Origin of the sequence: Acetobacter lovaniensis (assembly GCF_014207635.1) — a bacterium.
GTDB lineage: Bacteria > Pseudomonadota > Alphaproteobacteria > Acetobacterales > Acetobacteraceae > Acetobacter > Acetobacter lovaniensis.
The window spans coordinates 115,934-140,907 of sequence record NZ_JACHIE010000007.1; the positions used below are offsets into that span (position 1 = coordinate 115,934).

Here is a 24,974-nt window from a genome sequence, read left to right on the forward strand (position 1 = left end):
GGCTGCCAGCAGCACTCTGCGGCGTGTGCGTCTGCGCGAGCCCGTGGCCGATGGGGTGTCGGTCGCGTTTCTGGCCTGCAGATGCGGCTTTGCAGGCAGGGCACGCATATTTCTGCGCTTGGTCGGGCTTGGTAAAAAGCGCGGAAAACCAGCATTTTTATCAGAGATGCTAACGAAAAATGCGTGAACATGTGTTTTTTGCGTGGTTATGACTCGCATTTCCTGCCGAAGCAGCCAAATATGATTGCAGGGCACCCGATCATGGTCCCGTGGTTGTTTTACCGTGGTCGGAAAGTCCGGGGAAAGGAGCGTCTCGTCATGTTGTCACGCAATCTTGAGCAGACGCTGCATCGGGCGCTTATTCTGGCCGGAGAACGGCATCATGAATATGCCACGCTAGAGCATCTGCTTCTTGCCCTGGTTGATGATGCGGATGCCGTAACGGTGTTCCGCGCCTGTGGGGTTGATCTGGACCGGTTGCGGACAGACCTGACAGGCTTTCTCGACAAGGACCTTGCCGGTCTGGCGTCTGAGCGCCCGACCGAACCCAAACCAACAGCCGCATTCCAGCGCGTTATCCAGCGCGCAGCCATTCATGTGCAGTCCACCGGGCGCGATGAGGTGACAGGCGCTAACGTACTGGTCGCCCTGTTTGCCGAGCGTGAAAGCCACGCCGTGTACTTCCTGCAACTGCAGGACATGACACGTCTGGACGCCGTGAACTTTCTCTCCCACGGGATTGCCAAAGCCCCCGACCGCGCCACCCGGCGCCCGGTTGCAGGCAGCAATACCGGTGCGGAAAAAGGGGAAGAACCCGAACGGGCCGAAACCAAGGCACAGAAAAGCCAGGATGCGCTGTCCACCTACTGCGTCAATCTGAACGACAAGGCGCTGGCTGGTAAGGTTGACCCGCTGATCGGGCGGGATACCGAAATTGAACGCACGATCCAGATTCTGTGCCGCCGTACCAAAAACAACCCGCTGTATGTCGGCGATCCCGGTGTAGGCAAAACCGCCATTGCGGAAGGGCTTGCCCGCCGGATTGTGGAAGGCAGCGTGCCTGAAGTGCTGCTTAAATCCACCATCTATTCGCTGGATATGGGCGCATTGCTGGCTGGCACCCGCTACCGCGGCGATTTTGAGGAACGCCTCAAAGCCGTTGTAACGGAGCTGGATCAGGACCCGCACGCCATTCTGTTTATTGATGAAATCCATACCGTTATCGGTGCGGGTGCAACATCGGGCGGGGCCATGGATGCGTCCAACCTGCTCAAACCCGCTCTGGCGGCTGGCACGCTGCGGTGCATTGGTTCGACCACCTACAAGGAGTTCCGCCAGCACTTTGAAAAAGATCGCGCGCTTGTCAGGCGGTTCCAGAAGATTGATGTGCCCGAACCCAGCATTGATGATGCGGTCAAGATCCTGCGCGGCCTGAAGGGCAGCTACGAAAAGCACCACAAGGTCCGCTACACGGAAGAAGCTATTCGTGGGGCTGTGGAACTGTCCGCCCGCTATATTCATGACCGTAAATTGCCCGACAAGGCGATTGACGTGATTGATGAGGTCGGGGCTTCGCGCATGCTCCAGCCTGAAGGCCGCCGCCGCAAGACGGTCAACCTGAAGGATGTGGAAGACATTATCGCCCGCATTGCCCGCATTCCGCCCAAAAGCATTTCTGCTGATGACAAGGAAGTGCTGCGTTCTCTGGAGCGTGACCTCAAGGGTATGGTGTTCGGGCAGGATCAGGCGATTGACGCACTTTCCGCCGCCATCAAACTGGCGCGTGCTGGCCTGCGTGATCCGGAAAAGCCGATTGGCAACTATCTGTTCTCCGGTCCCACAGGGGTTGGTAAAACGGAAGTGGCCCGCCAGCTTGCCAACGCGCTGGGTATTGAGCTGATCCGCTTTGATATGTCCGAATACATGGAGCGGCATTCCATCTCCCGCCTGCTGGGTGCGCCTCCGGGGTATGTCGGGTTTGATCAGGGCGGTCTGCTGACCGATTCCATCGACCAGCATCCTCATGCCGTGCTGCTGCTGGATGAGATCGAAAAAGCCCATCCCGACCTGTACAATGTGCTGCTACAGGTTATGGATAACGGCCGCCTGACGGACCATAACGGCAAAACGGTCGATTTCAGGAATGTTATCCTGATCATGACCACCAATGCCGGTGCGTCCGACATGAGCAAGGAAGCCGTAGGCTTTGGCCGCAAGGTGCGTGAAGGCGAGGATGAAGAGGCCATCAAGCGCCTGTTCACCCCCGAGTTCCGCAACCGGCTGGATGCGGTTATTCCCTTTGCTCATCTGACGCAGGAAATTGTCGGGCAGGTTGTTGAAAAGTTCGTGCTGCAGCTTGAAGCACAGCTGGCTGACCGGCATGTGACCATTGAACTGTCTTCGGCAGCCAAGGAGTGGCTGGCGGAAAAAGGGTATGACCGCCTGTATGGTGCCCGTCCGCTGGGTCGGGTTATTCAGGAATCCATCAAAAAACCTCTGGCTGAGGAACTGCTGTTCGGGCGTCTGGCCAAAGGGGGGGCCGTTAAGATCGGCCTCAAGAATGGTGAACTGGCGTTTGATATTGTGGAGAGCAATGCCAACGCTGCCTCCAGCTCTGGCGAGGATGAACGCGGGAGCGAAAAGGAAGAGGAAGCCGCAGACTAGTTTTTGCGCGGATTTTGAAAAACATATTTGGCTGGCCAGTTTTTCTGGCCAGCCATTTTTTGTTCAGTCGTATTTTGTGCCGTTGACAATAACGTAGCCCGGAATGCCCCAGGAGCGGCCAGTGCCACGGTGTGTCCAGTCCACGCCCTGCTGGCGGGCTGAATCATAATAATACCGTCCTACCACTTCGACCTTGTCGCCCTTGGCGACCCACGGCCAGGCGGGGGTATGCATTTCGTCCAGGTTGGTCACAATGCGGATGGAAATATTGGGTGCGACCGTTATGTAAAAATAGCCATGTCGGCCGCTGCGGGTCTGTCTGGCTATTCTGGAAAGAGTCAGAACAGTTCCGCAAATATGCACTGCGGCATCGGTTTTGGGGCCACCGTTTTCAAACGCCTGCTGCTTGTTCAGAAAATCCTGATTATCGCATGAGGCAGATACGGAGGTGGGCTGGTCTGTATCTGCATGTCTGTGCCGGGCCTGTGCCGGGGTGTTCAGGGTGGGGAGGGCCAATCCGGCGCATAAGGCCAGCAAGGGCATGCGGCGTGTTAAATGGAGCATGGGAATCCTTGTGAGCGGTCAAAGGGTTTGTCTGTTTGTGTTCATGACCGGACGGTTACACCGTGTCAAATGCGCGTGATGGAGGTGGAATAGCTTCATAATCAGGAGTTTACAGGTTCTGATAATTTAGGCAGAACAGAAAGACACAGCATGTTCTGCTGTTGTTATGGCGAAAATGGTTATGTGTCCCATTACGTCATATTGTTTCGATTCCGGATTGAAAGACATATCCCGCATGCAAGATGATATCCTGAAACTTGCTTACGAAGTCTCTCAGATGACGCGGGAGAAAATTCATCTGATTGCCTCAGTCATGAACGAAGCCAAGTTCCTTGCCATCAACACACGCATCGAAGCGGCGCGGGTTGGGCAGGCGGGTGCGGCTTTTGGCCTGCTGGCAGATGAAATGGGTCGTATCTCCACCCGCATTGTTGGTATTGCCTCCGAATTGCGCGTTGCAACGGACAACAGTACCGAGCGTCTGTTAAAAGCAGGGAACGATCTGCTGTTGCGTGGCAGGGGGGAACGCCTGACCGATCTGGCGCTGAATGTTGTGGACCTGATCGACCGCAATCTGTACGAGCGTTCGTGCGACGTAAGGTGGTGGGCAACCGATAGTGCCGTTGTGGAGGCGCTGGAGAAGCGCACTCCCCAAGCCTACCAGTATGCCGCGGGGCGTCTGGCAACAATTTTAAAATCCTACACTGTTTATCTTGATCTTTTTATTGTGGATCTTTCCGGCAAGGTCGTGGCTTGTGGCCGCCCGCAGACACACCGCGCTCTGGAAGGGAGTGATATGTCGGGCGAGGCATGGTTCACAAAGGCCATGCGCACGCAAAGTGGGGAGGAATATGCTGTAGCGGATGTCAGCCGCGTGCAGGCGCTTAATAATGAACAGGCTGCCATTTACAGCACCGCCATTCGCGCAGGGGGTGAAGCGCGCGGGCAGGTGCTGGGTGTTCTGGGCATTGCGTTTGACTGGGCACCGCAGGCCGAAGCCATAGTCAAGGGCGTGCGTCTGTCCAATACGGAACGGGAGCAGACGCGTGTTATGCTGGTGGATGCCCAGAAGCGTATTATTGCATCATCTGACGGTAATGGCGCATCTGACGAGTATTGCAAATTCACACCACAGGCGGAACGTGGCTACTACGTGAACGGGGACACGCTGATTGCCTATGCCCATACTCCGGGGTACGAAACCTACAAAGGTCTGGGCTGGTACGGGGTGTTGGAAACAACCCTGTAAAACATAAGAGTTTATACGGGTTCGCTCATTTTCCAGCGAGTTCCCCCATTGGGGTCTATGGTCCCGATGGGGGAGTGTCTCAGGGTTTTTCCTGCAACAGGCGTGTGCGATAGTCATCAAGCTGATGCATCACGTCGGGGCTGGGCTGAGGCGTGACCTGCCGCAGATTGTGCAAGGCCCGGATAATGGTGCCAATCACGACAAGGCGCGCATACCATTTATGATTGGCCGGCACGATAATCCAGGGGGCATGTGGGCGCGCAGTCTGGGCAATGGCGTCCTGGTAAGCGGTTGCGTAGTCATCCCAGTATTCCCGCTCATGCAGGTCCGAAGGTGAGAACTTCCAGCGTTTTTCAGGAATGTCCAGTCTGGCCAGCAGGCGTTCGCGCTGCTCCTCGCGCGAGATGTTCAGGAAAAATTTGAGTACGACTGTGCCCTGTCTGCTCAGGTAGTGTTCAAGGTGGCGGATATCGCTATAGCGGCCTTCCCAGAATTCGGGAGTGTTGAGTGCTCCGGGAACATGCCCGTTTTTAAGCAGGTCAGGGTGGACACGGCTGACCAGAACATCCTCATACTGGCTGCGGTTGAAAATGACGATGCGTCCGGCCTGCGGTGCCGCGGCATGGATGCGCCACAGAAAACCATGCAGCAGATCGGTCGGGCCGGGCTGCTTGAATGAGGTCACGGCAACGCCTTGCGGGTTTACGCCGGACATGACGTGCTTGATCGTGCCATCCTTGCCCGCGGCATCCATCCCCTGCAGAATGATCAGGAGTGAGTGGGTCTGGTTGGCGTACAGAAGTTCCTGAAGGTCCTGCAACAGACCCTTGACCTGCCTGAGCAGGTTTTTGCCCATGTCCTTGTCCAGTCCCAGATGCCCATCATCATCGGGGTTGTGGTCGGCAAGCCGGAACTGGCTGCCGTCCGATATCTTGTAACTGTCGAGTGCATTCAGAAAACGGGAGAGGGTGTTCATGGACATGTGTCCTGAAAATTGAGCAATATGTGTCGGATGCATAGAATTACAGACAACAGTTGTGCTGGCAATCTTGCCAAAAAAGGAAGTGTTTCTCATATCTTGGGAGATGGCATTCGCAAACACTCCCCAACTCGCCCCCGCTGTTATGGATAACGGCCTTTCACTGGCAGGTATGCTGCTGGTGGCAACGCCCATGCTTGGGGGTACCCTGTTTGGGCAATCCCTTATTTACATGTGCAGCCATACGCCAGATGGAGGGGCCATGGGGCTTGTGATCAACAAGCGCCTGCCCCGTCCCGATTTTGATGACCTGCTGGAGCAGTTGCATATTACTCCTGTGCCCCCGGTACGGCGGATTGGCCTGTGTGCTGGTGGCCCGGTGGAGGAAGGGCACGGCCTTGTCCTGCATTCTGCGGAGTGGAGTGGTCAGGACAGCCTGCGCATTACCGAAAATGTTACACTCACCTCCAGTATGGATGTGTTGCAGGACATAGCTAAGGGGGACGGCCCGCAGGACGCCCTGCTGGCTATGGGGTACGCGGGCTGGTCTGCGGGGCAGCTTGAGCAGGAAATTTTCCAGCATGATGCATGGCTGGTCGTGCCTGCCACGCGCGAGCTGATTTTTGGTATGGATCATACCGTCAAATGGCGGCGGGCTCTGGCGTCCATCAATATTGATCCCGCCCGTCTGAGCGGGCAGGCGGGCCATGCCTGAGCGCATGGGTATGGGCTAAAAGCCATGCCAGATTAAGGCATGGTTACAGGCGGGTTACTCAGTACTGTTCGACCCGTGTGGTTTCGGTCGGTTTTCTGGCCCAGCGCCAGGCACTTATGCCCTGCCGCGCCAGTTCGCGGTGCATGAGCATGATCGGCCATTGGCCAGAGCCCTTGTAATGACCCATGCCATCAGGAGCGGACAGGCGCTTGGCCAGTGCCTCCACCAGTGTAACCGAGCGGTGCCGACCGCCGGAGCAGCCAATGGCGATGGTGGCGTATTTTTTGCCTTCCTGCACAAAGCGCGGCAGCACAAGCTGGAGCATGGCGTGGATCTGGTTCAGAAAAGGCAGGTAATCCGGGTCGTGGGTTACGTAGGCCGCGACATCCTCATCCAGCCCGGTTTTTGGGGCCAGTTCGGCTACGTAGTGCGGGTTACGCAGGAAGCGTGCGTCAAACACGATATCCGCCTCCCGTGGCAGGCCCGCAGGGTAGGCGAAGGACATAAGGGTTACAGTCAGCCCTTCGCTCGCGCCTCCAACCCACGGGCTAAACCGGCTTTCCACAAACTGCCGCAGGTCCGGTGGGGGCATATCGGTGGTGTCGATCACCAGATCGGCTGCGGCGCGCAGGGGGGCAGTCAGGGCTACTTCGGCCTCTATGCCTTCCTTTATGCTGCTATGGGGGGCAAGGGGGTGCCGCCGCCGGGTGGCGGTATAGCGGCGGAGGAGCACACTTTCGTCCGCTGTGGCGTAAATCAGTTCCACGCGCAGGTGGGGATTAACCCGCAGGCGGGCAAGAGCCGCCAGCACGGCGGAGGCATCAAACCCTCTTGTGCGGGAATCGACCCCTATGGCCACGGGCCGTTCTGCGCGGGCTACAATGTCATCCAGCATGCCAAGTGGCGGGTTGTCGATCACCTCGTGGTCAAGGTCTTCCAGAATCCGCAGGATGGAAGACTTGCCCGCCCCGGACAGACCAGACACCAGCAGAATGCGGCGCGGAACAGACGTATCATCCGCCATGTGCATGGCCGACTCTTCCTTTTTATTGTCCGAACAGAGGCGCGCCCCTAACGGGCTGTTGGTGGCCTCCGGCGCGCAATTCGGATGCCGCTCGAGTTTAAAGCAGTTTCATGCGGAAAGAGAAGGCATTCTGCTCAGACCAGCTATACCGGATGCTAAGGAATGAGGCCAACAGGCGCAAGGTCGTGCATTTGTTACGAAAGGGAAAATTGCGGTTCCTGTTCCGCTGCCTTACATCATCATTCCGTGATGAAAGATAAAACCCTGACACGGCCTCCACGTTCCGTCGCCAGTCGTCCGCAGGTCGTGCAAACGGCTGGGGGCTTTGAGCTTGCCGGGCTGCATGCCCCCCAGTTCCGGGGGGTAGACCTTGCCGACCAGTGCCGGGCTGCCTTTGAAGAGGCAATAAGTTTGCTGGAGCCGCATGACCTGACATTGCGCGATGTCAGCCGCATTGTCTGCCATATTGCGGATGCGGATGAATTTCCTGCCAGTTTTCCGGTTTTCCGCCAGTTTTTTCCCGCCACATCACCGGGTATGACCATGATGTGGCTTAAGGATGCCCCCTCTTCGGCACCCAAGATCATGGTTGATCTGATTATCAGCCTGCCGGAAGAGGAAGACATGGGGGTGGCGGCCGGGTTCTGACCTTGCAGGACCTGTCCTTGTCTAGCGTGGCGGCAGGCTGAGCACGCGGGGAAGTTCAATAATGAACCGGGCCCCGCTTATGCCCCCCTTGCGGTCATGCAGGTTTTCCACCGCAATGCTGCCGTGCAATGCCTCTATGATCTGGCGGCTGATGGACAGGCCAAGGCCCGAATGCTGGCCAAAGTTCTCGCTTTTGGGGCGTTCTGAATAAAAGCGGTCAAAAATGGAATCCAGCTTGGCCTGAGGAATCCCCGGCCCCTGATCCGAGACGGAAATACGGACCATTTTACCATTGGCCGCGGCATGCAGGGTAATCTGCCCATTGGGTGGAGAAAACGATATGGCATTGCCGATCAGGTTACGCAGCACCTGCACCAGACGGTCTTCTACCGCCAGAGCGGTCAACGGGTGTTCGGGGGTGTCATCGTGCACATCAGTCACCATGACCGGCTGCCCGTCCTGACGGGTGGCCTGATGAATTTCCGTCAGAACAGCCAGCAGCGGGCCAACTGCTACGGGGCGGGCCTTGGCGCGCGACATTTCCGCATCCAGTCGGCTGGCGTCGGAAATATCGGTAATCAGCCGGTCCAGCCTGCGCACGTCATCATTGATAATGGTCAGCAGGCGGCGCTGCTGGTTGAGGTCCTCTATGCGCAGCAGGGTTTCGATCGCGGAGCGGATGGAGGTCAGCGGATTTTTGATCTCGTGGCTGACATCAGCCGCAAAGCGTTCAATGGCATCCATGCGCTTCCACAACGCCTGTGCGCTGGCCTGCAGGGCGCGGGCGACATCACCAATTTCGTCCCGTCGGGCCAGCAGGCGCGCGGGCACCGTGCCTGTGCGCCCCGTGGTGTCCCGCATGACCTGTGCCGAGGCCGCCAGTCGCAGCAAGGGCCGCGCAATGGTGAGCGACAGATACCACGACAGCAGGACCGTCAGCACCAGAGCCAGAAAGAAGAGCGAGAGAATGGTCGAGCGGATGGCAAATAACGAGCGATCGACCTGCGAGGCCACACGGGTCAGCTGGATCACGCCAACTGTCCAGCCATCGCGCATGACGGGTTCAGCCACCGTAATAATCAGCCTGCCGCGGGATGTGCGGCGGATATAGGGCGGGGCTTCAGGCGGTGGGTGGTCCGTGCCGTCAAGGCGCTGTGGGCGGTCCGGGCGGTCGGGAATATCTTCCTCATCGGTATTGAGGGTGACAATGCTCGGATTATGGCCAGACCACAGCCACGTTAAAAACCGCTCGTAAATGCCGGGCTGGAACGCGGGGGGGAAGGGAATGGTATGGGAGTGGAAGTGGTGTGGCTCCGGTGGCGTGTCCAGCGTGTCGGCTACATCGATCAGATTGTCCGCGACCAGCCGCCCATCGGGGCCAAACAGGCGGGCATGCGCGTTGGGGCTTGGTTCAGTCAGGCGCTGAAGGAGGGGGCGGGCCAGTGCCGCTTCCAGTTCATACCCACGGTCCTGTAGCTGGGCGGCGTGGGGGTGGATGGCGCGTACAGCACTCTGCCCCAGCGCTCCGGCGTAAATGCGGGCCTGCTCGCGCAGGGCGGTGACCTCGGTCGTCAGCAGGCTGTTGCGGAACTGGTTAAGGAACAGCACCGTAAGCCCCAGCAAGGCCAGTGGCAGGATATTGACCAGCAGCACACGGCGCATGAGGGGAGAAATCAGCCGGGTGCGGGACGCCTGATAGGCCGCCGTGGCTTCCACCCCGCCATTATGCGGACGCTGGCCGGGTATGCGCAGGCTGCGGGCCTGCGCATACAGATGCGTCAGCAGGGGGGGGCGGTTGCTCATGCCCTTGGGTCAGTCTTCCTTGTAGCGGTAGCCAATGCCGTACAGGGTTTCGATCTGGTTGAAATCATCATCCACCTGCCGGAATTTTTTGCGGACCCGCTTGATGTGGCTATCAATGGTGCGGTCATCCACATACACGGTGTCTCCGTAGGCCGCATCAATCAACTGGTCGCGGGATTTGACCAGACCGGGGCGCTGCGCAAGGGTCTTGACCAGCAGGAACTCGGTTACGGTCAGGGGGACATCCTCCCCTTTCCATGTGCATTTGTGGCGCAGTTCATCAAGCGAGAGATTGCCGCGTGTGAGTGCGCCCCCGCCTGTGGGCGCGCCATTGGCTTCCGCCCGGCTGACCTCGTTGCGGCGCAGCAGGGCGCGAATGCGCTCCAGCAGCAGGCGCTGGGAGAAGGGCTTGGTAATATAGTCATCAGCCCCCAGCCGCAGGCCCATAAGCTGGTCCACTTCCTCATTCTTGGAGGACAGGAAAATAACGGGCAGGTTGGAGCGCGTGCGCAGGCGCTGCAAAAGTTCCATGCCGTCCATGCGGGGCATTTTAATGTCCAGAATAGCCAGATCGACCGGGTAGGCCGTCAGCCCCTGCAATGCCGATTCGCCATCCGTATAGGTCCGGACGTTAAAACCCTCGGCTTCCAGGGTCATCTGAACCGATGTCAGAATATTGCGATCATCATCAACCAGCGCAATTGTCTGCTTGGTGCGCTCTGTCATCGTTTGTGTGTTCCTTTATCCCTTGCCATCAGCGCAAGCTGTTTAGCTTAGGCGCCGCAGGCTTCCAATGCCAAGAGGGGGAATGGCGTGATGCACGCTTTTTTCCGGTCAATGGCTGCCGTGCATAAAATCCTGCATTGCAGGGGGTCAACGGGTCTTGTCGGCTGGAGCGGTGTTGCCTACTTCTTGCTACATGACCCAAGATACAGAACCCACACAGGTCGAGACCCCGGTAGATCCGGCTCCGGCCGAACAGGCAGCCCCCCAGCAGGCGGGCGTTGCCGAAAATGCCGCCGATGCACACGTGCAGGACCTTGAACGCTCGGTTACGGAGTTCAAGGAAAAATGGCTGCGTGCTGAAGCCGAAAACCAGAACCTGATGGCCCGCGCCAAGCGCGACGTGGAAGATGCCCGCCAGTACGCGGTGCAGAAATTCGCGCGTGATGTGGTGGAAGCCGCCGAAAACCTGCGCCGCGCGCTGGACAGCCTGCCTGCCCGGACCGAGGGTGAGGACACGGTTGTGACCAAGATGCGCGAGGGGATTGAAAGTACGGAACGTTCCTTCCTGTCCATTCTGGAACGGCACGGGATCAGGAACGACAACCCTGCGGGCAAGGCGTTTGACGCCAATCTGCATCAGGCCATGGCCGAACAGCCCAGCACCGAGCACACACCCGGTACGGTCATGCAGGCATGGACGCCAACATGGACGTTGCACGGCCGTCTGCTCAAGCCCGCCATGGTGGTTGTGGCCAAGGCTGGCGACGCACAGTAACACGACGTGGGAGGGAAGATAAAAAACCTTCCCGCAGAGTGGTTTTTCCTTCTTGAAAAAGGGAAAAACGCACCATACATCAGGTTGGTCATTCTGATTGCGCCCCGACTTTGGTCCGGGCTCGGTCGGTTGCGATGGAACAGGGCTTTGTCTGATGCTTCGGGTCGGATGAAGTCGCTAGAAGGAGCACGAAATTGAGTAAAGTCATTGGTATCGACCTCGGCACCACCAACTCCTGCGTGGCCGTGCGCGAAGGTAACGAAACAAAAGTCATCGAAAACAGCGAAGGCGCACGCACGACGCCGTCCATGGTCGCTTTCACCGAAGGGGGTGAAATGCTGGTCGGGCAGGCCGCCAAGCGTCAGGCTGTGACCAACCCCACCAATACCCTGTATGCCGTAAAGCGCCTGATTGGCCGCCGCTTTGATGATGCGACCGTCCAGAAGGACAAGGGCATGGTCCCTTACACCATTGTCAAAGGCGACAATGGGGATGCATGGGTTGAAGCCCGCGGCACAAACTACGCCCCGTCCCAGATTTCTGCCTTCATTCTGGGCAAGATGAAGGAAACGGCGGAAGCATATCTGGGCGAAAAAGTGTCGCAGGCCGTTATTACGGTTCCCGCGTACTTTAACGATGCCCAGCGTCAGGCAACCAAGGACGCAGGCCGTATTGCCGGTCTGGAAGTGCTGCGCATCATCAACGAACCCACCGCAGCAGCTCTGGCTTACGGGCTGGAAAAGAAGAGCGGCGGCACCGTGGCTGTGTATGACCTTGGTGGCGGCACGTTTGACGTTTCCGTGCTGGAAATTTCTGATGGCGTGATCGAAGTGAAATCCACCAACGGGGATACGTTCCTGGGTGGGGAAGACTTTGATAACCGTATCATCGGGTTCCTGGCAGACGAGTTCAAGCGCGAACAGGGCATTGACCTGCGTTCCGACAAGCTGGCTCTGCAGCGCCTGAAGGAAGCAGCGGAAAAAGCCAAGATCGAGCTGTCCTCCTCCAAGGAAACCGAAATCAACCTGCCGTTCATCACGGCCGATGCCTCTGGCCCCAAGCATCTTGTGGTCAAGCTGACCCGCGCCAAGCTGGAAAGCCTTGTGGATGACCTGATCAGCCGTACGCTTGAGCCTTGCAAAGCCGCGCTGAAGGATGCCGGTCTGTCTGCTTCGGGGATTGATGAAGTCATTCTGGTCGGCGGTATGACCCGCATGCCCAAGGTGATCGAAACGGTTAAGGAATTCTTTGGTAAGGACCCTGCCCGCAACGTGAACCCCGATGAAGTGGTTGCCATTGGTGCTGCCATTCAGGGTGCCGTGCTCAAGGGTGACGTCAAGGACGTTCTGCTGCTCGACGTAACCCCGCTGTCTCTGGGGATTGAAACGCTGGGTGGTGTGTTCACCCGCCTGATCGACCGCAACACGACCATCCCGACCAAAAAGAGCCAGGTGTTCTCCACGGCGGAAGACAATCAGGGCGCTGTGACCATCAAGGTCTATCAGGGCGAACGTGAAATGGCGGCTGACAACAAGCTGCTTGGCAACTTCGACCTGACCGGTATTCCCGCGGCACCGCGTGGCGTGCCCCAGATTGAAGTGACCTTTGACATTGACGCCAACGGCATTGTGTCCGTTTCCGCCAAGGATAAGGCCACGGGTAAGGAACAGCAGATCAAGATCCAGGCTTCTGGTGGTCTGTCTGACAGCGACATCGAAAAGATGGTCAAGGACGCGGAAGCCAACGCAGCAGCCGACAAGGCCAAGCGTGAGCAGGTAGAAGCCCGTAACAGTGCGGAATCCCTTGTGCATCAGGTCGAAAAGTCCCTGTCCGAAGTGGGTGACAAGGTTCCTGCCGCAGACAAGACCGAAGCCGAAGGTGCCATTGCCGCCGTTAAGTCCGCTCTGGAAGGCACGGATGTTGAAGCCCTCAAGAGTGCAACGGAACGGCTGACACAGGCCGCCATGAAGGTGGGTGAAGCCGCCTACAAGGCTGGTCAGGAAGCTGAGGGTGCTGAAGCCGGTGCCGCAGGTGCCAAGGCAGACGAAAAAGACATCGTTGACGCCGACTTTGAAGACGTGAACGAAAACAAGAAGTCCTGATCGGACGCATGCAGCCCCAAGGCCATGTGACAGGCATGGCCTTGGTGTATTATTTTTCCGGCGTCCGTGCTTTTTATAAGGCGGACGCCGTTTTACGTTTTACATTCTGGACAGATGCTGTGCTCATGCAAGAGGCAGCCCCAAGAGGACTTTCATGGCTACTCAGCTTGATTACTACGAAATTCTTGAGGTAACCCGCACGGCCTCTGCCGAGGAAATTAAAAAATCCTACCGCAGGATGGCCATGCAGTTTCATCCTGACCGGAACCCGGGGGATGATGCGGCGGAAGCCAAGTTCAAGGAAATCAATCAGGCTTACGATGTGCTCAAGGATGAGCAGAAGCGCGCCGCCTACGACCGCTTCGGCCATGCAGCGTTTGAAGGGGGTGGGGCAGGCCCCGGCGGGTTCGATTTTAACGGATTTGGCGGCGGTGGTCTGGGCGATATTTTTGAGCAGATGTTCGGGGACATGATGGGCCGCCGTGGTGGGCAGGCCCGGAGTGGGAACGACATCCAGACCCATGTTGAAATCACGCTCGAAGAAGCATTTGCAGGCGTTGAAAAGGATGTGCGGGTTATTACCCGTGTTGCCTGTGACTCCTGCCATGGCACTGGCTCCAACAGTGGTGCCGCCGGGGTGGAAACCTGCCCGAGTTGCCACGGGGCGGGTAAAGTGCGTGCCCAGCAGGGATTTTTTGTGGTGGAACGGGCCTGCCCGACCTGCCATGGTGCGGGCCGAGTGGTCAAGGACCCCTGCAAGGCCTGCCGTGGGGAAGGGACCGTGGAGCAGGAACGCACCATAAAGGTGCAGATCCCAGCAGGTGTTGAGGACGGAACCCGCATCCGCCTGACAGGTGAGGGAGAGGCCGGTGGCAATGGTGTGCCATCAGGTGACCTGTATGTGCATGTCTCCGTTTCCGAACACTCCATTTTCCAGCGTGATGGCGCCAACGTATATTGCCGTGTGCCCCTGCGCATGGCGCAGGCCGCTCTGGGGACCGAAATAGAAGTGCCGGTTATTGATGGCAGCCGCACCATTGTTAAAATCCCGGCAGGCACACAGACCGGCGCGCATTTCCGCCTGCGGGGCAAGGGCTTCTCGGTCCTGCGGTCCAGTGCGCGGGGAGATATGTATATTCAGGTTACGGTGGAAACACCGCAGGTGCTGACCAAGCGCCAGCGTGAACTGCTTGAAGAATTTGAGAAAGAAGCGGGCGAGGACATCAAGCATAGCCCCGAGCACACAGGCTTCTTCCGCCGCGTGCGTGATTTTTTTGAAGGATCGGAATAACACACATGCGCATTGGTATTGCAGGGATTACAGGCCGCGTAGGGCGCTTGCTGGTTGAGGAAGTACTGGCAGCCGGTGCGACCGTAGCTGGTGGCACTACCCGTTCGCCCGAGCAGGCCGCGGGCCTGCCTGTGGGTATTCCGCTGTTTACAACCATGTCCGCGCTGGCGGAAGAATGCGAGGCGGTGATCGACTTCACGCATGCCGATACGGTTGCGTCGAGTGCGAAGTCTCTGGTTGGTACGGGGGTGGCGTGGGTGCTGGGCACAACGGGCCTGTCCGCACAGCAGAACCAGATGCTGCGGGAAGCCGCAGGTTATATGACCATTGTCCATGCCGCCAACTTTTCACCCGGTGTCACGCTGGTGCGTCGCCTTGCCCAGATGATGGGGCAGGCCTTGCCAGCAGAGTCCTATGATGCGGAAATTGTGGAAATGCATCACAGGCAGAAGGTGGATGCGCCTTCTGGCACAGCACTTGCCATTGGTCAGGCCGTGGCTCTTGGCCGTGGTGTGGCGCTGGAAGATGTGCGCGAAAGTGGGCGTGATGGCCTGACTGGCCCCCGCAAGCCGGGTGCCATCGGCTTTGCCGCCCTGCGCGGTGGGCAGATTGTGGGGGAACATGACGTTCTTTTCACATCCGCGGATGAGCAGATTACCCTGTCGCACCGGGCCTTTGACCGGCGTATTTTTGCCACGGGTGCAGTACGCGCCGCATTGTGGGCAAAAGGGCGGGAAGCAGGGCTTTACGGCATGGAAGACGTGCTGGGCTTGCCCCCGCTGTAAGGGGTAAACCGGGCAGCGTGGGACGTGCCCCGCGTCTGGCGCAGGGCTGAAAACTGGGGCTTGTCTTTTGCGCCGGTGGCGTATGGCTCTTGACCATTACTTTCTATGCCGCCATAGGATGCCGTCCCCTTTTTTGGGGATGGTTACCTGTTTTCTTTTTTCACTGGCGTGGGGCGAACGGCACCATCATGCGTAAAGACGGCGATTTTCTGTTTACTTCGGAATCAGTTTCCGAAGGTCATCCCGATAAAGTTGCTGACCGGATCAGCGATACCGTTCTGGACGCGTATCTGGCGGCAGACCCCGAAGCGCGCGTGGCGTGTGAAACGCTGGTAACGACCAACCGTATCGTTCTGGCTGGTGAAGTGCGCGGTCCCGAGTCCGTAACCTCCGAGCAGCTGATTCATCTGGCGCGTGAAGCTGTTAAGGATATTGGCTACGACCAGACCGGCTTCTCTTGGCGCCATGCCGAAGCTTCCAACTACCTGCATGCTCAGTCCGCTGACATTGCCGTTGGTGTGGACAGCACATCGGACAAGGACGAAGGTGCAGGCGATCAGGGCATCATGTTCGGTTATGCCTCTAACGAGACAGACACCCTCATGCCTGCGCCGCTGTATTATGCGCACCGCATCCTGCACACCATCCGCGACCTGCGTCGCGCTGGTGATGACCGCGTTGCAGGCCTCCAGCCCGATGCCAAAAGCCAGGTGACCCTGCGTTACGTCAACGGTCGTCCGGTTGGTGCTACTTCTGTTGTGATTTCCACACAGCATGATGAAGGTGCGGACCAGAAGGTTCTGCGCGACCGTCTGCTGGACGTAACCCGCAGCGTGCTGCCCGAAGGCTGGATGCCGCCTGAAAGCGAATTCTACGCCAACCCGACCGGCGTGTTCGTTATCGGTGGCCCCGATGGGGACTGCGGCCTGACGGGTCGCAAGATCATTGTGGACACCTACGGCGGTGCAGCCCCCCATGGTGGTGGCGCATTCTCCGGTAAAGACCCGACCAAGGTTGACCGTTCTGCGGCCTATGCCTGCCGTTACCTTGCCAAGAACGTTGTGGCTGCTGGTCTGGCAGACCGCTGCACCATCCAGCTTTCCTACGCTATTGGCGTGTCTCACCCGCTGTCCGTTTACGTGGACCTGGATGAAAGCGGCAAGGATGTGGATGAAGCCCGTCTGGGTGAAGTCCTGCGTGAAGTCATGGACCTGACGCCGCGCGGCATTCGCAAGCACCTGCGCCTGAACCGTCCGATTTATGCGACCACATCTGCTTATGGTCACTTTGGCCGTACGCCGGATGACAAACTGGATACCTTTACATGGGAACGCACCGATCTGGTGGACGCCCTGCGCAGCGCCCTGAAGCGCTGATATAAAGGTAGCGAGTTCATGACGGAGGCAAAAGGTCAGGCCATTGCTGGCCAGCCCGAAGCAGTGGATGTAAAACCCCCGCCGGAAAGGCTGTATGGCCGCCAGCGTGGGCATCCGCTCCGCCCCCGTCAGGAACGCCTGCTGGACGAAACGCTGCCACGCCTGCGGTTTCCGCTGGATAAGGCAGCGGACCCAGCTTCTGTTTTTGGTCATGCACCACAACAGATCTGGTTCGAGGTCGGCTTTGGTGGGGGCGAGCATGTGCTGGCCCAGACCAAAGCACACCCCGAAGTTGGCTATATAGCCTCCGAAGTTTTTCATAACGGTCTGTGTTCGCTGCTGAACAAGCTTGTGCCTGTTGAGCAGGAGGCCACCGCCCCGCTGCCGGATATGCTCCGCCTGTGGGATGATGATGCGCGTCTGGTGCTGCGGGCCCTCCCCGATGCCAGTCTGGACCGGCTGTTCCTGATGTTCCCCGACCCGTGGCCCAAGGCCCGGCATGCCAAACGCCGGTTTGTGCATCCGCAGAATGTGGAACTCTGTGCCCGTGTGCTCAAACCCGGTGCCGTCTGGCGCGTTGCCAGTGACGACCCGACCTATCAGGCCTGGGTGCAGGAGGTCATGTCCGCACAGTCGTATTTTGAGGCACCATCCCCGGCGACCGTCCGCCCCGATGGCTGGTTCCCCACCCGGTATGAGGCCAAGGCCATCGCCGCAGGCCGTCAGCCCTTGTACTGGACGTTTACCCGCCGCTAGGCGGTGTCCATCTTCTTTATTCCGGCTGGTTGCCTCTGCGCGGCATGTTGGCTAATCAGCCGCATTACGTTTTTTGCCGTGCGAAAGGTCCACCCATGAGCCAGACGACGCTTCCTATCCGTCGCGCCCTTATTTCCGTATCCGACAAAGCCGGTCTGCTTGATCTGGCCCGGGCCCTTGTGGCGCAGGGGGCGGAAATCCTGTCCACGGGCGGTTCCGCCAAAGCCCTGCGTGATGCTGGCGTGCCTGTTACGGAAGTGTCGGATTATACGGGTTTCCCCGAAATTCTGGATGGCCGCGTTAAAACGCTGGTACCCAAAATCCATGGGGGTATCCTTGGCCGCCGTGACCTGCCCGCGCATGTCGAGCAGATGAAAGAACATGGCATTGGTCCGATTGATCTGGTTGCCGTGAACCTTTACCCGTTTGAAAAAACGGTTGCGTCTGGAGCCGATGCCGAAACCTGCATTGAAAATATTGATATTGGTGGCCCGGCCCTGATCCGTGCAGCCGCCAAAAACCACGCGCATGTGGTGGTGCTGACCGATCCGGCCCAGTACGAAGGGCTGATTGATGCGCTGGGCGATGGTGGCACCACGCTGGACATGCGCCGCTTTTATGCTGGTGCAGCCTATGCCCGCACAGCTGCGTATGATGCGGCTATTGCGGCATGGTTTGCCGCACAGGCGCAGGATGCGTTCCCCGAACGGTTTGCGCTGGCTGGCCAGCGGGCTGAAATCCTGCGCTATGGTGAAAACCCCCACCAGCAGGCTGCTTTTTACCGCGATGGCAGCACCCGCCCCGGTGTGGCCACGGCCGTACAGGTGCAGGGCAAGGCGCTGTCTTACAACAACATCAATGATACCGATGCTGCGTTTGAGGCTGTTGCCGAGTTTGATGCTCCGGCTGTGGTTATTGTCAAACACGCCAATCCCTGCGGTGTTGCCGTTGCAGACACGCTGACCTCGGCGTGGGATCAGGCCCTGCGGTGTGACCCGGTTTCTGCCTTTGGGGGTATTGTCGCTCTGAACCGTCCGCTGGATGCGGTCACGGCGGAAAAAATTTCCACCATCTTTACCGAAGTCATTGTGGCCCCCGATGCAGCGGACGATGCAAAGGCCCTGCTGGCGCGCAAAAAGAACCTGCGCCTGCTGCTGACTGGTGGCCTGCCTGACCCTACCGCTGCCGGTACGGTTGTGCGCTCGGTTGCCGGGGGCTTTCTGGCCCAGACGCGCGATAACGGACGGATTGCCCCCGAAGCGCTGAAGGTTGTCACCAAGCGCGTTCCCACGGAACAGGAAATGCAGGACCTGATCTTTGCCTTCCGGGTGGCAAAGCATGTCAAGTCCAACGCCATTGTATACGCCAAGGATTGCGCCACGGTGGGTATTGGTGCAGGGCAGATGAGCCGCGTGGACTCCGCCCGTATTGCTGCCAGCAAAAGCGGGGAAGCCGCCAAGGCCGCAGGCCAGTCCACCCCTCTGACGCAGGGCTCCGTTGCTGCCTCCGATGCGTTCTTCCCCTTTGCGGATGGGCTGGAAACCATTGTGGCCGCGGGTGCGACAGCCGTTATACAGCCCGGCGGGTCCATCCGTGATGAGGAGGTGATTGCCGCAGCCGATGCCGCAGGCATTGCCATGGTGTTCACCGGTATGCGTCATTTCCGCCACTGACACGCTTTTCCCGCTCTTGCGGGAATGGCCCTTCATGGCAGAGTATGCAGACGAGTCTCACGCATTGCCGCGTTCTGCCCCGGTGGGGGCAGGGCGTGCCTGTCCTTAGTGGTTGTTTCATGCGCTCTTTGCTTAGTTTGTCTGGTTTGATTCTGGCGTCTTCTGTCGCGGTGGCAGCCCCTGCACATAAGGAGGCGTCATCCGGCACGACCTTTGCCTCCAGGCAGACCGTGACGGAAAAACAGGCGACAGGCGTGTATGACCTGTCCGCGCTGCCGGTGTTTACGGGGAGCGTGGTGCAGTTTCTGCCAGCGCCCCACGGGGGCATTGTCGGTTTTGTGCTTGATGATGGCACACAGGTTTTTGTCTCATCCGAACAGGCCCATACCTTTGCTGGCCTGATCAAGGTCGGGGACAAGGTGGATATCCGCGGCATCAAAGGGCAGGTCCTGCCAATTATCCGCGCCTTTAGCGTAACCAGTCCGCGTGGGCGCACGGTGCAGGACAGCTTTATTGAAATGCCGTTGCATTCCCCCGAAATGATCACCGGGCCCGACCTTGTGCTGCATGGCGAGGTCTGGATGCCGCTTTACGATGCAGGCGGCCACCTGACGGGTGCCGTGCTCAAGGATCATTCGGTTATTTATCTGTCTCCGCGCGAAGCCGCACGGGTTTCTGACCTGCTTAAGGCCGGGCAGACGCTCTTTGCCGTGGGGGGGGGCAGCAGTGGTGATCTGGGTATTGCCATTGATGCGCGTGAAATTGGACCAGAGGCGGATAAGCTGATCGGCGTTGCCGTGGGCAATGTCCCCCCGCCCGGCCCTGCTCCGGGGTCTCCGGGTTATGATCTTATTCCCGGGGCGGATGAGCACTAGGCTTTCGGATACAAAGTGTCCTGCCGGAATGGCGACCACAGAACTGTGGTCGCCATTTTGCGTTAAACACCCACGGAAGCATGGCGCATGCAGGGCATGAACAGGGATGATGGGAGGCCAGAATGGCGTTGATACGGTGGATTATTGTTTTTCTTATTTTTGCTCTGCTGGCATCCCTGTTCGGATTTAATGGCGCGGCCTCGGGGTTCTCGGAAATTGCCAAGGTTCTGCTGTTTATTTTTGTGGTGTTGCTGATCATCAGCCTGTTTTTTGGTGGTCGTTCGCGCTCGGGGCCATAAAAACATGCAGGGCCTGCACGATCCGGTCGCGCAGGCCCTGCAAAAGGCGGAATACCTGTCTGTGTATGCCCCCACCTTCCGGCATGGAAGATGGGGTGTTTTTTTAGCCTTCGATCTGGCTGAAGTCGGCAATCAGACGCATCATACGCACAAGGCGGGACAGGAGTTTAAGCCTGTTCAGGCGGAGTGCGGCATCTGGCGCGTTGACGGTGACATCTTCAAAAAAACGGTCAAGGGGCTGGCGTAGGCTGGCTGCGGCCCGCATGGCATCGGCAAAATGCTCGGCAGTAAAAGCCTGTTCCACAGCGGGTTCGACCGTTTGTAGCGTTGCATAAAGGGCGCGTTCCTCGTCCTGCTCAAACAGGGCGGGGTCGGGCATGCCTTCATGCGGGCCGTCTTTTTTGTCCTCAATCCGCAGGATATTGGCGGCACGGCGGGTAGCGGCCAGCAGGTTCTGGCCGTCCTCGGTTTCCAGCATGGTCTGCAATGCCTGTGCGCGGGCGAGCAGACGCACGATGTCCGTGTCTTCATTATCGACCGAAATCGCGGCAAGGCAATCATGCCGTGCCCCTTCGGTGCGGACCTGCACGCGCAGGCGCTCGGCAATAAACTGGGGCAGCAGGGCCAGATCCGGTGCATTGCGCAGGGGTTCGGGCAGGGCTTCTGCCGCCAGCGTGAACAGTTTGACCAGATCCAGCCGCAACCCGTTTTCACGGATCAGGCGGATAATGCCAAGGGCTGCGCGGCGCAGGCCAAACGGATCGCCCGAGCCGGATGGTTTTTCGCCAGCGGCAAAAAAGGCCGTCAGCATGTCAAACCGGTCCGCCAGCCCCAGCACGACGGAAACCGGGGCTACCGGCACCTCGTCTCCCGGCCCACGCGGTGTGTAGTGCTCGCTGATGGCCTGCGCCACTTCGGGCTGTTCGCCATCATGGCGGGCATAATACCCACCCATGACACCCTGAAGCTCGGGGAACTCCCCAACCATACCGGTTGTCAGGTCGGTTTTGCTCAACTCGGCAGCGCGTTCACACAATGCGGCAGGGGCGCCAACCATGTCAGCCAGAATGGCTGCAAGGCGTACCATACGGCGGGTACGTTCCCCCTGTGAGCCCAGCTTGGCGTGGAAGGTGATGGTGTCCAGCTCTTCCACGCGGGAGGCAAGGCTTTGCTTGCGGTCGAGGTTCCAGAAGTGCCGGGCATCGGCAAAGCGGGCGCGCAGCACGCGCTCATTCCCGCTGACAACCAGAGAGCCATCATCTGTGGGAATGATGTTGGCGACAAAGGCAAAGCGCGGCGCCGCCGAACCATCACTGTTGCGCAGGGCAAAATAGCGCTGGTTGACACGCATGGACACCTGCATGACCTCGGGGGGGAGGTCCATGAAGATGGGGTCGATCTGCCCCAGGAAGGGAACAGGCCATTCGACCAGCCCCGCGACCTCATCCACCAGCCCGGCATCGGGCACAATGCTCAGCCCTTCGGTCTGTGCCAGGGCATTCAGCCCCGTGGTAATGGCCTCACGGCGTTCGGCGGCATGCACCATCACATGGCGTTCATGCAGGCCCTGCTGCCATTGCGCTGCACTGGTTACGTCCATAACGCCGGGGTTGAGGAAGCGATGCCCCTCGGTCTGGTTGGAAGTGCTCAGGTTGTGGCCGTTATCGTCTGCCGTAGCCATGGAAAATGGTACGATCTGGCCGTCCAGCAGGCAGACAATCCGCCGCAGGGGGCGGACCCATGTCATGGTGCTGCCAGCACCCCAGCGCATGGATTTGGGCCAGGGGAAGCGGCGCAGCAGGTCGGGCATCATGGTGGCAATATGCGCAGCAGCCCCAATAGGGGCTTCCTCGCGCTCGAGCACCCAGAACCCGTTTTGCAGGGTCAGGGCGTCCTTGCTCACGCCATGTTTGCGGGTAAAGCCTTCCAGTGCTTTTTCTGGAGCGTTCTCACGCGGGCCCCGTTCGGAAACGGTGCGGCCGGGCACCATGGCGTCCAGATTAAGGGAGGCGGCAATCCGGCGGGGGCCAGTATAGCTTCTGGCATCCACAGGGTTGAGCGGGGCCAGAGCCTCGCCCAGCAGGCGGAGCAGGTTTTCGCCTGCCTGCTGCTGCATGCGGGCGGGGATTTCTTCTGAAAAAAGTTCAATCAGCAATTCGGGCATGGTCTTATTTGTCCTCGCCTGCCAGCCAGGTTTCGCAACACAGTTTTGCCAGTGTGCGCACCCGGCCAATATAGGCCGCGCGTTCGCTTACGCTGATGACGCCGCGCGCATCAAGCAGGTTGAACAGATGGCTGGCCTTAAGGCACTGGTCATAGGCGGGCTGGGCAACGCCTGCCTCGGCCAGTGCAACACTTTCCTTTTCCGCATCGCTAAAGTGCTGGAAAAGACGTTCCGTGTTGGCCAGTTCAAAATTATGGCGTGAGTAATCCTGCTCGGCCCGCAGGAACACATCGCCATAGGTCAGGCCCGTGCCGTTGTAGTCGAGGTCGTACACGTTTTCCACGCCCTGCACATACATGGCCAGACGTTCCAGCCCGTATGTCAGCTCCGTAGAGGGCAGGGTTACGGGAATACCGCCAACCTGCTGGAAGTAGGTGAACTGCGTGACTTCCATGCCATCGCACCACACTTCCCAGCCCAGACCCCATGCGCCAATGGTCGGGTTTTCCCAGTCGTCTTCCACAAAGCGGATATCGTGCCTGTCGGGGTCAATGCCGATGGCACGGTAGCTGTCCAGCAGCAGTTTCTGGCTTTCTTCGGGGGTGGGTTTAAGCAGGACCTGATACTGGTAGTAATGCTGGAGACGGTTGGGGTTTTCCCCGTACCGGCCATCGGACGGGCGACGGCAGGGCTGCACGTAGGCGGCCTTCCAGGGTTTGTTCCCCAGAGCCCGCAGGGTTGTGTGGGGGGAGAGTGTGCCTGCGCCTATTTCCTGATCATAGGGCTGGAGAATGGCGCACCCCTGTCTTGACCAGAACTGGTGCAGGGTCAGGATAAGGTCCTGAAAGGAGAGGGGCCGCTCTGTGGGGCGGGGAGACGCCGGGTCCATGGTATGGATGAAACTCCGCAATATGACGGTCAGGTTGAATGTGCGCAGGGCACGCGTGGCCACACCATACAGCCCCATGCGCCAGACCGGAAGAGAAGGCAGGCCTTATGGCAGGCTTTCCTTTGTGGGGGTCTCTCTTGTAACAGGCTTGTGGGCGCGCCACATCTTGGCCAGAGTGTTCTGGCACAAAGCTCTGGTGCTGTAATTGGCCCGTCAGGGCGGGAAGGTATGGAATGACAAACGAAGAACGCGACCTTATTGAAAAATTCATGGCCCGTGTTGGCGGGGCGGCCCAGAGCGGTTTTGGCAGCGTACCGGCAAGCCAGCCCAACCTGCCTGCGATTGACCCACAGGCAGACCAGTTTATTGCGCAGGAATTCCAGAAATACCCGGAAGCCCGCTACCGCGTGACCCAGATGGCCGTGGTGCAGGAAGCTGCATTGGTGCAGGCACAGAATCGGATTCAGCAGCTTCAGTTCCAGCTTCAGCAGGCGGAGCAGGCCTTGCAGGCCGCACAGCAGCAGAGCAACGCCGGGCAGCAGAAATCTGGCGGATTTTTGGGTGGCCTGTTTGGTGGGGGGCAATCTGCCCAGCCGCAGTCCGCACAGCCACAGTCCGCGCCGCCTCCGGGCTGGGGTGGGCGTCCGGCCATGTCGCCGCAGTATCAGCCGCAGCCCATGCCTTATGGCATGCAGCCTTCCGCATTCTCGGGCGGGTCAGGTTTTCTGGGGAGTGCGCTGACAACAGCTACGGGTGTTGCCGGTGGCATGCTGGCGGCCAATGCGCTGACCAGCCTGTTTAGCGGCCATCATGATGGCGGCACGGGGGACGGTGGCGCGGCGGGTGCCACCACGAACGAAACCATTGTGAACAATTACGGTGATACAGGCGCCGACCCCTTTGCGGGTGCTGGCGTACAGGCCGATCAGGGCTTTGATGCCGGTGGTGGCGATTGGGGCGGAGATGCTGGCGGGGACTGGGGTGGTGGTGACGATCAGAGCTTCTGATCCCCGGTTTTTCTCACTATAGGAATCAGAAAAGGGTGGCGCGCAGGTGTCACTCTTTTCTGCGTACATGTATGTGCAGGCCGCTGGTAATCTGTGCTGTCAGCCCGAAGTATTGGGCCGGGCCATGGACTGGATAAGGTCCAGCATTTTCTGCCGCAGGGTTTTGTCCGGAATCTGGTAATAGGCGCGCACCAGATCGAGTGTCTCTTTTCTGGCCAGCAGGTCCTGTTCTTCCGCCATGGCCTGTGTGGTGGGGGTAGGTGGCGCAGGTGCGGGTAAGGGCGAGCCAAAGGGTTTGCGTGTTTCGGCAAGTCCTGTGGGGGGCATGCCGGGTATTGGCGGGCTGGCCATATCATCAAAAAAGAAGCTGATCGGCACGTCCAGCGCTGTTGCAATATCGTATAGTCGGGAAGCCCCTACCCTGTTGGTGCCCCGTTCATATTTCTGAATCTGCTGGAAAGTAACCCCAAGTGCCTCGCCCAGCTTTTCCTGTGATAACCCCAGTAATGTCCTGCGTAGCCGAATGCGTTTGCCAACATGGGCATCTATTGTTTCGGCATGGCTGGATATCGTGGAGGCTGGATCCGTCAAAGGCTCGGTTTTGCTCACG

At 58.9% G+C, this 24,974-nt stretch carries 22 protein-coding genes; 14 read left to right on the forward strand and 8 right to left on the reverse strand.

Annotated features, from left to right (window positions below):
• The first annotated feature begins 318 nt into the window (after positions 1 to 318).
• Entirely contained in the window at positions 319 to 2,664 is a 2,346-nt protein-coding gene (clpA, locus tag HNR55_RS09510) for an ATP-dependent Clp protease ATP-binding subunit ClpA (RefSeq protein ID WP_086646327.1), read from the forward strand.
• Between the two features lie 63 nt (positions 2,665 to 2,727).
• On the opposite strand, the gene HNR55_RS09515 is transcribed toward clpA, so the two are convergent.
• On the reverse strand, positions 2,728 to 3,228 hold the full coding sequence (locus HNR55_RS09515; RefSeq protein WP_166114451.1) for a DUF3465 domain-containing protein: 501 nt from the start codon (positions 3,226 to 3,228) through the stop codon (positions 2,728 to 2,730).
• Between the two features lie 235 nt (positions 3,229 to 3,463).
• Here HNR55_RS09515 and HNR55_RS09520 point away from each other — a divergent pair, with 235 nt between their 5' ends.
• Positions 3,464 to 4,477, forward strand: a complete 1,014-nt coding sequence (locus tag HNR55_RS09520) for a cache domain-containing protein (protein WP_166114448.1) — start codon at positions 3,464 to 3,466, stop codon at positions 4,475 to 4,477.
• Positions 4,478 to 4,556: 79 nt separating this feature from the next.
• Here HNR55_RS09520 and HNR55_RS09525 read toward each other — a convergent pair whose 3' ends face one another.
• Positions 4,557 to 5,453, reverse strand: a complete 897-nt coding sequence (locus tag HNR55_RS09525) for a polyphosphate kinase 2 family protein (RefSeq protein WP_166114445.1) — start codon at positions 5,451 to 5,453, stop codon at positions 4,557 to 4,559.
• A gap of 109 nt (positions 5,454 to 5,562) precedes the next feature.
• Between HNR55_RS09525 and HNR55_RS09530 the strand changes: the two genes are divergently transcribed.
• Entirely contained in the window at positions 5,563 to 6,171 is a 609-nt protein-coding gene (locus HNR55_RS09530) for a YqgE/AlgH family protein (protein WP_184382662.1), read from the forward strand.
• A gap of 58 nt (positions 6,172 to 6,229) precedes the next feature.
• On the opposite strand, the gene rapZ is transcribed toward HNR55_RS09530, so the two are convergent.
• The gene (rapZ, locus tag HNR55_RS09535; RefSeq protein ID WP_166114442.1) at positions 6,230 to 7,201 is read right to left on the reverse strand and encodes an RNase adapter RapZ; all 972 of its coding nucleotides are present in this window, start codon (positions 7,199 to 7,201) and stop codon (positions 6,230 to 6,232) included.
• A 243-nt stretch (positions 7,202 to 7,444) separates the two neighbouring features.
• Here rapZ and HNR55_RS09540 point away from each other — a divergent pair, with 243 nt between their 5' ends.
• Positions 7,445 to 7,843 carry a RidA family protein gene (locus tag HNR55_RS09540; RefSeq protein ID WP_373318114.1) on the forward strand — a complete coding sequence of 133 codons (399 nt, stop codon included), beginning with the start codon at positions 7,445 to 7,447 and terminating at the stop codon, positions 7,841 to 7,843.
• Between the two features lie 21 nt (positions 7,844 to 7,864).
• On the opposite strand, the gene HNR55_RS09545 is transcribed toward HNR55_RS09540, so the two are convergent.
• Both HNR55_RS09545 and HNR55_RS09550 read right to left on the reverse strand, forming a co-directional pair.
• Complete coding sequence (locus HNR55_RS09545) at positions 7,865 to 9,646, reverse strand: stimulus-sensing domain-containing protein (protein WP_166114436.1); 1,782 nt, start codon at positions 9,644 to 9,646, stop codon at positions 7,865 to 7,867.
• Positions 9,647 to 9,655: 9 nt separating this feature from the next.
• Positions 9,656 to 10,372: a response regulator transcription factor gene (locus tag HNR55_RS09550; RefSeq protein ID WP_086646319.1), complete on the reverse strand. Its 717-nt coding sequence runs from the start codon at positions 10,370 to 10,372 to the stop codon at positions 9,656 to 9,658.
• 193 nt (positions 10,373 to 10,565) lie between these two features.
• On the opposite strand from HNR55_RS09550, the gene HNR55_RS09555 reads away from it, so the two are divergent.
• From HNR55_RS09555 to HNR55_RS09595, 9 genes are all read left to right on the forward strand, one after another.
• A complete protein-coding gene (locus tag HNR55_RS09555; protein WP_166114433.1) occupies positions 10,566 to 11,147 on the forward strand; it encodes a nucleotide exchange factor GrpE in 582 nt (193 codons plus the stop codon).
• A 194-nt stretch (positions 11,148 to 11,341) separates the two neighbouring features.
• Positions 11,342 to 13,249: a molecular chaperone DnaK gene (gene dnaK / locus HNR55_RS09560; protein WP_166114430.1), complete on the forward strand. Its 1,908-nt coding sequence runs from the start codon at positions 11,342 to 11,344 to the stop codon at positions 13,247 to 13,249.
• Between the two features lie 154 nt (positions 13,250 to 13,403).
• Positions 13,404 to 14,540: a molecular chaperone DnaJ gene (dnaJ, locus tag HNR55_RS09565; protein ID WP_166114427.1), complete on the forward strand. Its 1,137-nt coding sequence runs from the start codon at positions 13,404 to 13,406 to the stop codon at positions 14,538 to 14,540.
• A gap of 5 nt (positions 14,541 to 14,545) precedes the next feature.
• On the forward strand, positions 14,546 to 15,325 hold the full coding sequence (gene dapB / locus HNR55_RS09570) for a 4-hydroxy-tetrahydrodipicolinate reductase (protein ID WP_166114424.1): 780 nt from the start codon (positions 14,546 to 14,548) through the stop codon (positions 15,323 to 15,325).
• A gap of 188 nt (positions 15,326 to 15,513) precedes the next feature.
• On the forward strand, positions 15,514 to 16,701 hold the full coding sequence (gene metK, locus HNR55_RS09575) for a methionine adenosyltransferase (RefSeq protein WP_166114421.1): 1,188 nt from the start codon (positions 15,514 to 15,516) through the stop codon (positions 16,699 to 16,701).
• An 18-nt stretch (positions 16,702 to 16,719) separates the two neighbouring features.
• The gene (gene trmB / locus HNR55_RS09580; RefSeq protein WP_166114418.1) at positions 16,720 to 17,457 is read left to right on the forward strand and encodes a tRNA (guanine(46)-N(7))-methyltransferase TrmB; all 738 of its coding nucleotides are present in this window, start codon (positions 16,720 to 16,722) and stop codon (positions 17,455 to 17,457) included.
• Between the two features lie 95 nt (positions 17,458 to 17,552).
• Entirely contained in the window at positions 17,553 to 19,130 is a 1,578-nt protein-coding gene (gene purH, locus HNR55_RS09585; protein WP_166114416.1) for a bifunctional phosphoribosylaminoimidazolecarboxamide formyltransferase/IMP cyclohydrolase, read from the forward strand.
• A gap of 119 nt (positions 19,131 to 19,249) precedes the next feature.
• On the forward strand, positions 19,250 to 20,005 hold the full coding sequence (locus HNR55_RS09590; RefSeq protein WP_166114413.1) for a hypothetical protein: 756 nt from the start codon (positions 19,250 to 19,252) through the stop codon (positions 20,003 to 20,005).
• A 122-nt stretch (positions 20,006 to 20,127) separates the two neighbouring features.
• The gene (locus tag HNR55_RS09595; protein WP_166114410.1) at positions 20,128 to 20,304 is read left to right on the forward strand and encodes a DUF1328 domain-containing protein; all 177 of its coding nucleotides are present in this window, start codon (positions 20,128 to 20,130) and stop codon (positions 20,302 to 20,304) included.
• 103 nt (positions 20,305 to 20,407) lie between these two features.
• Here HNR55_RS09595 and glyS read toward each other — a convergent pair whose 3' ends face one another.
• Both glyS and HNR55_RS09605 read right to left on the reverse strand, forming a co-directional pair.
• Positions 20,408 to 22,468: a glycine--tRNA ligase subunit beta gene (glyS, locus tag HNR55_RS09600; protein WP_166114407.1), complete on the reverse strand. Its 2,061-nt coding sequence runs from the start codon at positions 22,466 to 22,468 to the stop codon at positions 20,408 to 20,410.
• A 4-nt stretch (positions 22,469 to 22,472) separates the two neighbouring features.
• On the reverse strand, positions 22,473 to 23,357 hold the full coding sequence (locus tag HNR55_RS09605; protein ID WP_166114759.1) for a glycine--tRNA ligase subunit alpha: 885 nt from the start codon (positions 23,355 to 23,357) through the stop codon (positions 22,473 to 22,475).
• Positions 23,358 to 23,590: 233 nt separating this feature from the next.
• Between HNR55_RS09605 and HNR55_RS09610 the strand changes: the two genes are divergently transcribed.
• A complete protein-coding gene (locus HNR55_RS09610) occupies positions 23,591 to 24,364 on the forward strand; it encodes a DUF2076 domain-containing protein (protein WP_166114404.1) in 774 nt (257 codons plus the stop codon).
• A 99-nt stretch (positions 24,365 to 24,463) separates the two neighbouring features.
• Here the strand turns inward: HNR55_RS09610 and HNR55_RS09615 are convergent, their stop codons facing one another.
• Positions 24,464 to 24,973, reverse strand: coding sequence for a helix-turn-helix domain-containing protein (locus HNR55_RS09615; protein WP_253545483.1), 510 nt, complete (start codon positions 24,971 to 24,973; stop codon positions 24,464 to 24,466).
• Between the last annotated feature and the right edge of the window lies 1 nt (position 24,974).